General features: G+C 68.9%; 8 protein-coding genes and 1 riboswitch. Of the genes, 4 read left to right on the top strand and 4 right to left on the bottom strand.

Translation table 11 applies throughout. The features are described from left to right. The 4 genes from CA982_RS12575 to CA982_RS12560 form a co-directional block, all read left to right on the top strand. A partial coding sequence (locus CA982_RS12575) for a xanthine dehydrogenase family protein molybdopterin-binding subunit (RefSeq protein ID WP_086535666.1) occupies positions 1-2,279 on the top strand: 2,279 nt, incomplete at its 5' end. A gap of 175 nt (positions 2,280-2,454) precedes the next feature. Then, entirely contained in the window at positions 2,455-2,883 is a 429-nt protein-coding gene (locus tag CA982_RS12570) for a DUF7144 family membrane protein (RefSeq protein ID WP_086535640.1), read from the top strand. Positions 2,884-2,911: 28 nt separating this feature from the next. After that, complete coding sequence (locus CA982_RS12565) at positions 2,912-4,399, top strand: hypothetical protein (protein ID WP_208617934.1); 1,488 nt, start codon at positions 2,912-2,914, stop codon at positions 4,397-4,399. Next, positions 4,396-5,733 (top strand): diacylglycerol/lipid kinase family protein, encoded by a 1,338-nt coding sequence (locus tag CA982_RS12560; protein WP_086535639.1) that lies wholly within the window; start codon positions 4,396-4,398, stop codon positions 5,731-5,733. The genes CA982_RS12565 and CA982_RS12560 overlap by 4 nt, the downstream gene beginning before the upstream one ends. A 21-nt stretch (positions 5,734-5,754) precedes the next feature. Here CA982_RS12560 and CA982_RS12555 read toward each other — a convergent pair whose 3' ends face one another. From CA982_RS12555 to CA982_RS12540, 4 genes are all read right to left on the bottom strand, one after another. Next, a complete protein-coding gene (locus CA982_RS12555) occupies positions 5,755-6,981 on the bottom strand; it encodes an acyl-CoA dehydrogenase family protein (RefSeq protein WP_086535665.1) in 1,227 nt (408 codons plus the stop codon). A gap of 116 nt (positions 6,982-7,097) precedes the next feature. Continuing rightward, positions 7,098-7,592 carry a histidine phosphatase family protein gene (locus tag CA982_RS12550; RefSeq protein WP_086535638.1) on the bottom strand — a complete coding sequence of 165 codons (495 nt, stop codon included), beginning with the start codon at positions 7,590-7,592 and terminating at the stop codon, positions 7,098-7,100. Positions 7,593-7,606: 14 nt separating this feature from the next. Next, the gene (locus tag CA982_RS12545; protein WP_086535637.1) at positions 7,607-8,437 is read right to left on the bottom strand and encodes a CbtA family protein; all 831 of its coding nucleotides are present in this window, start codon (positions 8,435-8,437) and stop codon (positions 7,607-7,609) included. Between the two features lie 40 nt (positions 8,438-8,477). Next, the gene (locus CA982_RS12540; protein ID WP_086535664.1) at positions 8,478-8,714 is read right to left on the bottom strand and encodes a CbtB domain-containing protein; all 237 of its coding nucleotides are present in this window, start codon (positions 8,712-8,714) and stop codon (positions 8,478-8,480) included. A 60-nt stretch (positions 8,715-8,774) separates the two neighbouring features. Then, positions 8,775-8,877, bottom strand: a riboswitch (cobalamin riboswitch). Positions 8,878-8,929: the final 52 nt, after the last annotated feature.

Here is an 8,929-nt window from a genome sequence, read left to right as displayed (position 1 = left end):
CGGTCAACCCGCTCGCGGCCCGACGGGTGGTGTCCGGCACCGAGCCGTACACCTTCGACGTGCCCACAGCCGGGACGTTGCACATCCACGTGCTCGGCTCGCCGCACGCGCACGCACGGATCACCGCCATCGACACCACCGACGCGGCTGCACTACCGGGTGTCGAACTGATCCTCACCCACGAGAACGTCTCGACCCCGAGGTTTTCCACGGGTCGACACGAGAGCCGCCTGGAGGATCCCGACGACACGCTCGTCTTCGACCCGGTCGTGCGGTTCGTCGGCCAGCGCGTCGCCGCGGTGGTCGCGTCGTCTCCGGCCGTCGCCGACCAGGCGATGGCCCTGATCGACGTCACTTACGACGTGCTGCCCGCTGTATTCGACCCGGAGGACGCCCGGACCCCCGGAGCGCCGTTGCTGCATCCCGATCGCACTCCCGCCGACCGGGTCGCCGAGGCCGACCGCAACGTCGTCGCCACCTTCCACGAGGGTTTCGGCGGTGACGTCGACGCCGCCCTCGCCGCGTCGTCGGCGACCGTGCACGGCACCTGGTCAAGCGGACGGGTCTCACACGCCCAGCTCGAGACACACGGTTCGATCGGGTGGTTCGACGAGCACGGCCGCCTCGTCATCCGGACCAGCACGCAGGTCCCGTTCCTCGTCCGCAACGAACTGGCGCTCCTCTTCGACCTGCCGCCCGAGCGCATCCGGGTCTTCAGCGCCCGGGTGGGCGGCGGATTCGGCGGCAAACAGGAGATGCTGACCGAGGACCTCGTCGCCCTCGCCGTGCTCCGGACCGGCAAGCCGTGCGCCTACGAGATGACGCGAACCGACGAGCTGACCCGCACCACCTTCCGGCATCCGATGCGGGTCACCGTCGACGTCGGCGCCGACACGGACGGCCGGCTCACGGGCCTGCGGGTGAACCTGTTGTCGGACACCGGCGCCTACGGCAACCACGCGATCGGCGTGATGTTCCACGCGTGCGCCGAATCGGTGTCGGTGTACAACTGCCCGGTCAAGCGCCTCGACGCCGAAGTCGTCTACACCAACAACCCGCCCTCGGGCGCGTTCCGCGGGTACGGCCTCGGCCAGGTGGTCTTCGCCGTGGAGAGCGCGATGGACGAACTGGCGATCGAGCTCGGCATCGACCCGTTCGAATTCCGCCGGCGCAACGCCGTCGCCGACGGCGATCCGCTCCTCATCGCGCGCGCCGAGCCCGAGGTCGACCTGGTCTACGGCAGCTACGGACTCGACCAGTGTCTCGACCTCGCCGAGCAGGCACTGCGCGCGGGCAACGGGGTCGAGGCACCGCCGGGCGAGCGCTGGCGCGTGGGTGAGGGGATGGCCATCGCCGCAATCGCCACCATGGCCCCGCGCGGGCACTTCGCCGACGTCACCGTCGCGGTCGACGCGGCGGGCACCTACCACGTGGGCGTCGGGACCGCCGAGTTCGGCAACGGCACCACCACGGTGCACGCCCAGATCGTCGCCACCGCCCTGTCGACCGGGCTGGACCGGGTCTCGCTGTGGCACGGCGACACCGACGCCGTCACCCACGACACCGGGGCGTTCGCCTCGGCCGGGACGACCGTCGCCGGAAAGGCCGTCCACTCGGCCTGTCTCGCGTTGCGGGACGCCCTCGTCGAGGCCGCCGCGCGACTCACCGGGACCGAGCCCGCGGCGGTCGGACTCGTCGCCGACGGCGCACTCGTCGACGGCCGGGTCCTCGGGTTCGCCGACCTCATCGGCGCTGTCGATCCGTCGTTCCGGGTCGACCACCCCGCCGGCCCGCGCGCCGTCGCCGCGGGGGCCGAACGCGGTGAGATGCGATCCATCGCGTTCAACGTGCAGGCGTTCCGCGTCGCGGTCGACGTCGACACCGGCACCGTACGCATCCTGCAATCGGTCCACGCGGCCGACGCCGGCACCGTGATGAACCCCGAGCAGTGCCGCGGTCAGGTGGAAGGCGGTGTCGCGCAGGGCATCGGGACAGCGCTGTACGAGGAGATCATGATCGACGAGCAGGGACGGCCGGTGACGAACGTGTTCCGGGTCTATCGCGTCCCACAGATGGCCGACGTCCCGATGACCGAGGTCCACTTCGCCGACACCAGTGATGAATTGGGCCCGTTCGGCGCCAAGTCGATGAGCGAGTCACCCTACAACCCGGTCGCGCCCGCGCTCGCCAACGCGATCCGCCGGGCGCTGGGGATCAGGCCCTGTGAGACGCCGATGTCGCGAGACCGGATCTGGCGGCTCACCCACTCCCGGAACTGAACCCGCTTCGTTAGGGTCGCGTAACAGTCTGCGCGACAACCACATCCGGGCGCGGCGCAGTTGTCACAATTCTGCGCCCGCTATCTCCGGAACGCTTGCGGGGCGCCATGACTCGGAGGACACTCCACCTGTACGTGTTGTCCACAGTCAGAGTTGTCCAGAGAAGGGCGTCACCGTGACTCACACCGCACCCACCCACGAGAACAATCGACCGTCCACCTCGCAGGGGATTGCCGCGGGGACGTCCATCGGCGCCGCGATCATCCTCATCGTCCTCGGTGTCATCCAACTCTTCCAGGGCATCGCCGCGGTCGCCGAGGACGAGGTCTTCGTCCGCGGCGTCGAGTACGTCTACAAGCTCGACTTCACCACGTGGGGTTGGATTCACATCGCCCTCGGGGTCGTGATGGCCGGCGTCGGCATCGCACTCGTCACCGGCGCGACCTGGGCGCGGTTCACCGCGATCGTGATCGCCGGCCTGTCCATCATCGCCAACTTCCTGTGGTTGCCCTACTACCCCTGGTGGTCGATCCTGATCATCGCTCTCGACATCGTGGTCATCTGGGCCGTCTCGACCTGGCAGCCGAAGGCCGAGTACCGGTAGGAATCCGGGCCTTCAGGTCGGGGTCGAGATGACCACGGACACCAACGCACAGAGTGCGGAGCCGAGCGTCGGCATCACCGACTCCGAGCGCGCCGAACTGGAACGACTCCGGGCCGAAGTCGCACAGCTGCGCCAGGAGACCGGGGGCCGTCCTCCGGTCTCCGCCACGGATTCGACACAGCGGCACCGGTGGCGCTGGTTCGCGGTCGCTGTCCTGTGCGTCCTCGTCGCGGTTCTCGCGATCACCTCGGTGACGTCACGGTTCGTCCGCGGCGAGATCCTCGACACCGACCGCTATGTCAGCACCGTCGCGCCACTCGCCTCGGATCCCGCAGTCCAAGCCGAGATCTCGAACACGATCACCGATGAGATCTTCGGTCGCATCGACGTCGAGGCGCTCACCGCGGCCGCGCTGACCGCCCTGACCGACGCGGTCCCGGCCACCGAGAACGCACCGCGCGTCGATCGTGCGGTCGAGGGTCTCGCCCCGGTCCTCGCCGGCCAGGCCCGCTCGTTCGTCCAGCAGACCGTGTCGTCGTTCGTCGCGAGCGATCAGTTCGAATCACTGTGGCTGCAGGCCAATCGGGCTGCGCACACCGCGCTCGTGGCGGTGGTGACCGGCGATGTCGGCCCCTCGTCGGTGACCGTCGACGACTCCGGCACGGTGAGCATCTCGCTGGGCACCGTGATCGACAACGTCAAGGCGCGCCTCCTCGATCGCGGATTCACCTTCGCCGAGAAGATCCCCGCGGTCGACAAGCAGTTCGTCCTCTTCCGATCACCCGAACTCGTTCGCGCGCAGCGCGCCGTCTCGGCGCTCGACACCGCCGCCGACGTGCTCCCCTGGCTGACGATCGCACTCGCCTTCGCCGCGGTCGCGGTCGCACCTCGCGGCCGGCGGATGCGGGCGCTGTCGCTCGCCGGACTCTCGCTGGTCCTCGCGATGCTCGTCCTGGCCATCGGGTTGTTGATGGGGCGAGCGCTCTACCTCGATGCGATGCCCCCCGACATCCTCGCTCCGGATGCCGCATCCGCCGCCATCGACACCGTGCTCGATCCGTTACGTCTGGCCCTGCGAGCGGTGGCCGTCCTCGGCCTCGTGGTCGCCGTCGGGGCCTACCTGCTGGGCGGGTCGGCGTCGGCCACGGCGGTTCGGCGTGGATTCGGTCAAGGTCTCGACTCGGTGCAGCGGATGCGTCGATCGCGCCCGCCGAATGCCTTCGAGGAGAGCCTGTTCCGCGCACGTATCGCGCTGCGCAGCGCGATCATCGGCGTCGCCGCACTACTCCTCGTGTTCTGGAGCTATCCGACCGGGCTGGTGGTCCTGCTCATCGCCGTCTTCGGGCTCCTCGCCCTGCTGATCCTCGAACTCGCCATCCGGCCGGCGAAGAACTGGGCCCCGGACGAGGAGACACCGGACGAGGAGATACCGGTCGAGGAGACACGGCACGAGCCGAGACCGGACCCGGAGTCACCGCCGCCGGGTGAGGCGACCCGCGTCGACGAGACCGTATGAGCCAGGCGTCGGTCGCCGCCGAGGTCGCGCCGCCCGCGACGCGCAGGTGGTGGGCGCGCGCCGCCATGGCGCTGGCCGTGGTCGCGATCCTGCTGCCCGTCGCCGCCGCGGGCATCCTCGGACTGCTCGGCCTGCTGCTCATCTGCGTCGGCTGCGTCGTGGTCATCGTCGTCGCGCTGTACTGGTTCCTGATCAGCCGGGGAGTCGTGCGCGCGGTGGCGGGAGTCCTCGCCGTCGCGCCCATCCCGCTGCTCGTGGTGTTCCTCATCCGCGAACGTCAGCTCTGGGTGGTGATCGTCGCCGCGCTGCTGGCCGCCGCCGCCGTCGGATGCGGCCGTCGCGCACTCCGACCGTCCCGCATCGACTCACTGATGCCCGAACATCCGGCGCCGGAGGTCCACCGCCCGTTCATCATCATGAATCCGCGCTCGGGTGGCGGGAAGGTCGTCCGCTTCGACCTGCAGCGTGCGGCCGAAGCCCTGGGCGCCGAAGTCGCGTTGCTCGACGGGCCGGTGGAGATCGACGTGGTCCAGCTGGCGCGGGACGCCGTGGCCCGCGGGGCAGACCTGCTCGGGGTCGCGGGCGGGGACGGCACCCAGGCGCTCGTCGCGGGCGTGGCGGCCGAATCCGACGTGCCCTTCCTGGTCGTCAGTGCCGGCACCCGGAACCATTTCGCACTCGATCTCGGACTCGACCGTCAGAATCCCGCCCGGTGCCTCGACGCACTGCGCGACGGCGTCGAGTTCCGCGTCGACCTCGGCCACATCAACGGCCGCCCGTTCGTCAACAACGCGTCCTTCGGCATCTACGCCGAGGTCGTCCAGAGTCCCCAATATCGGGATGACAAGACGCGCACGGTGTTACGGATGCTTCCCGACCTGCTGGGCAACGGGTCGACGTCGGGTCTGCGAGCCGCCATCGGCGACGACGAGGTCTCCGGCGCCCAGGCGATCCTGGTGAGCAACGGCCCGTACGCCACCAACGACGTGGCCGGACTCGGCCGGCGCACCCGCATCGACGAGGGACGCCTCGGGGTCGTCACCATCTCGGTGTCCGACACCCGGCAGGCCGTCGGCCTCCTGCGGCGCACGCACGACCGTGGACTCGTCCTGCGGACCGCCACCGAGGTGACCGTCGACGCCGCCGCCGAGGTCATCCCCGTCGGCGTCGACGGCGAATCGTTACAGCTGACCACACCGGTGCGGTGCACCATCACGCCCGGCGCGCTCCGGGTGCGCGTGCCACGAGACCGGCCCGAGACCCGGATCGCGCCACCGCAACTGGACTGGCTCCAGCTGTGGTACCTGGCGTGGCAGCCGCGCCGGGCCGCCTGACCACAGCTGGAGCGTCGAACGTCAGCGACGCAGCAGACCCTTGGCGACATGGGTCACCTGGATCTCGTTGCTACCGGCGTAGATCATGAGCGACTTGGCGTCGCGCGCAAGCTGTTCCACGCGGTACTCGGCCATGTACCCGTTGCCGCCGAACAGCTGCACCGCCTCCATGGCGACGTCGGTGGCCGCCCTGGACGAGTAGAGCTTCATGGCCGAGGCCTCGGACAGGCTGAGCGGCTTACCCGCCTTGCCACGTTCGAGGGCACTGAAGAGCATGTTCTGGACGTTGATCCGCGCGACCTCCATCTCGGCCAGCTTGAGCTGGATGAGCTGGAACTGGGCGATCTCCTGACCCCACAGCTTCCGATTCTTCGCGTAGTCGATCGACAACCGCTGCGCCTCGTTGATGATGCCGAGCGACAGCGCCGCGATCCCGACGCGCTCCGCGGTGAAACCGGCCTTGGCGCCTTCGGAGCCGCGCGAGTCCGAGCCGGTGTCCTCGGTCTCGCCGAGGAGACGGTCCTTGCCGACACGGACGCTGTCGAAGAACAGCTCGCCCGTCGGCGAACTCATCATGCCCATCTTCTTGAACGGCTTGCCCTGCGTCAGCCCCGGCATCCCCTTGTCGAGGACGAACGACAGGACCTTGCGGTCACGCATCGGCGTTCCGCTGCCGTCGTCGAGCTTGGCGAACACGACGATGGTGTCGGCGTAGGGGCCGTTGGTGATGAACGTCTTCTGGCCGGTGAGGATGTAGTCGTCACCGTCTCGACGGACCGTCGTCTTCATGCCACCCAGTGCGTCCGAACCGGAGTCGGGTTCGGTGATCGCCCAGGCGCCGACCTTCTCCATCGTGACCAGTTCCGGCAACCACCGCTTCTTCTGGGCCAGCGTGCCCTTGCCGCGGATGGTCGAGGCGGTGAGGCCCATGCTCACACCCAGCGACGCGACGAGACCGAGACAGACTCCCGCCAGCTCGATGTTGACCATCATGAACATCGAGCCGCCCATGCCGCCGCCGTCGCCGGAGGACTTCTTCTTCTCCCCGTTGGCTTCTGCTTCGAGTTCCTTCTCGAGGGCGTCCTTGGCCATCGCGTCGACGCCGAAGCTCGACAGCAGCTTGCGGGTGATGTCGTACGGCGGGAGCACACCGGACTCGAGTTCGTCGAGATGGGGCCGGATCTCCTTGTCGATGAACGCCCGCAGGGCATCCCGAACCATCAGATCTTCATCGGACCACTCGAACATCGTCACACTCCCAGACCGGTGTCCGCCCGGGGGCGAACATGTTTCAGTTTCGTCGACCCCAACTGTGTCAGGAGTCACTGACGATGTCTAGGTACGCGGTCGCGGTTCTGTTCCTTTCACGCGTCGCCGCAGGTGTACAGGGTCGCCGGGCGCACCTCGTGTGCGAAGTAGCCAGAGGCGTCCGGGCACAGCAGCGCCTGTGCCACCGGCATCGCCACCACCACACAGCGGTCACCGGACCCGGCCCGGGTGCTGCGCCAGGCATGGATACGGGCCACGAAGTCCGCGACGCTCTCGCCCCCGTGCGGGCGGGCCTCCGGATCGGCGAACCACCCGCCGAGGTCGACGGGATCGATCTCCTCCGGGGACAGGCCCGACCACGCACCGACATCGAGGGTCCGCAGCGCTTCGTCGACGATCAGACCGCTTGTCGCGCCCAGTATGTCGGCGGTGGCACGGGTCGCCGCCTCCGGGCCGCAGATGTCGACCGGGCGCGTGAGCGACGCGCTCAGACCGAGCACGTCCCGCCGACCCCGCTGATCCAGAACCGGATCCCCGCCGAATCGCACCGAGTGGTTGGGGCCGGTGCGACCGGCGGTGATGATCTGCATCCCGGATCGACGCCTCAACCGTGTGAGCTGACCGCCGGGGCGCGATCGGCGGCCCGCGAGCGCGCCATCGCCCCGACGAGCAACACGAAGACCACGGTGAGAACCGACCAGAGGATGACCTGGTTGGCGATCGCATACACCCGGAAGTCGCCGATCACGTCACCGGGGAAGCCGGGGAAGACGATCTGCCCGGCGTCGTTGCGGACCGGCTCGGGGACCTCGTCGAACGACGGCAGGAATGCGAGCACGACGGCGACACCGGCCAGGTAGGCCGCGACGGCGGCAACGGCCGAGACGAAACCGCCGATGCGTGGGCGCAGCCACAACGCGAGGACCACCGCCGCGATGGCCAGGATGACCGACGCCACGCTGATGGTGAGAAATGCGCCGGTTCGATCGCCGATGGTGTCGTCGTCGCCGACGGCGGGCGGATTCGCCGGATAGGCGAAGAACGGCACGGCGAACACGGCGACGAAACCGATCGCGCCGAGCGCACCGGCGACCGTGCGGGGGTCGGTCGCCGGATGACGACTGCCGACGTAACTCCACAGCACCGTGAACGCGACCGCGAAAAAGGCGCCCATACACAGGGCGAAGACGACGTTGCCGACACCGGCACCGAGGTTCTCCTGCATCGCGCGGGTGAACAGCTCACCACCCTCGCCGTGGGTGTGGCCGCCCGGTTCGGCAGCGTGGGCCAGCGCTTCCTCGGCGTCCGATCGGGCGCCTTCGTAGTCGATGGCCTTGCCGACGACCGGTTCGAGGTAGAACCGCGCGAACACGAACGAGATGATTCCGGCGATCAGGCCTGCGAGCAGGCCGGCGCCGATGAACTTCTTCTCCATATGGAATCGGCTTCCTGTCGGTGGGGCCGGTGGGACCGGCTCAGTGGCAGGGGAAGCCGAGGAAATGGCGGGCGTCGTGCACGAACTCGTGCACGTGGGTGTCGGAGCCGAAGACCGACACGACGCCCTGGTCGTAGCCGAGGAAGTAGTAGGCGAGACCGGCCAGCAGCACGGTCAGGCTGAGCCAGAGGGCAGCGGTGGCGACCGAGAGGTTCGGTACGGGCAGGGCACGGGCCGGTGCGGTCCGTGACACCGCGGTGCTGCGGGGAGTTGTCATCGTGAGGTCCTTTCGCCGATCTCGCGTCGGAGAGTCCGTGGAGCTGGTGCACGCCGGCACGGCATCCTGACTCACGTCACCCCGTCACCGTCGAAACGTCGACCGCGTTGGTTTGGGCAGCGTTCACAGTGGCGCGACCGTTCCGGACTCTCACCGGATTCCCCGTACTGGCGTGGGATGACTGTATACCCCGTTGTGTCGTACGCGTGAGACAT

Origin of the sequence: Gordonia lacunae (assembly GCF_002149015.1) — a bacterium.
GTDB lineage: Bacteria > Actinomycetota > Actinomycetes > Mycobacteriales > Mycobacteriaceae > Gordonia > Gordonia lacunae.
This window is presented reverse-complemented; position numbering and strand designations above follow the sequence as displayed.

Bases quoted from the DNA above. Each gene is read 5' to 3' on its own strand.
- CA982_RS12545 (WP_086535637.1), bottom strand. From the start codon at position 8,437: ATGGAGAAGAAGTTCATCGGCGCCGGCCTGCTCGCAGGCCTGATCGCC.
- CA982_RS12540 (WP_086535664.1), bottom strand. From the start codon at position 8,714: ATGACAACTCCCCGCAGCACCGCGGTGTCACGGACCGCACCGGCCCGT.
- CA982_RS12560 (WP_086535639.1), top strand. From the start codon at position 4,396: ATGAGCCAGGCGTCGGTCGCCGCCGAGGTCGCGCCGCCCGCGACGCGC.
- CA982_RS12565 (WP_208617934.1), top strand. From the start codon at position 2,912: ATGACCACGGACACCAACGCACAGAGTGCGGAGCCGAGCGTCGGCATC.
- CA982_RS12550 (WP_086535638.1), bottom strand. From the start codon at position 7,592: ATGCAGATCATCACCGCCGGTCGCACCGGCCCCAACCACTCGGTGCGA.
- CA982_RS12555 (WP_086535665.1), bottom strand. From the start codon at position 6,981: ATGTTCGAGTGGTCCGATGAAGATCTGATGGTTCGGGATGCCCTGCGG.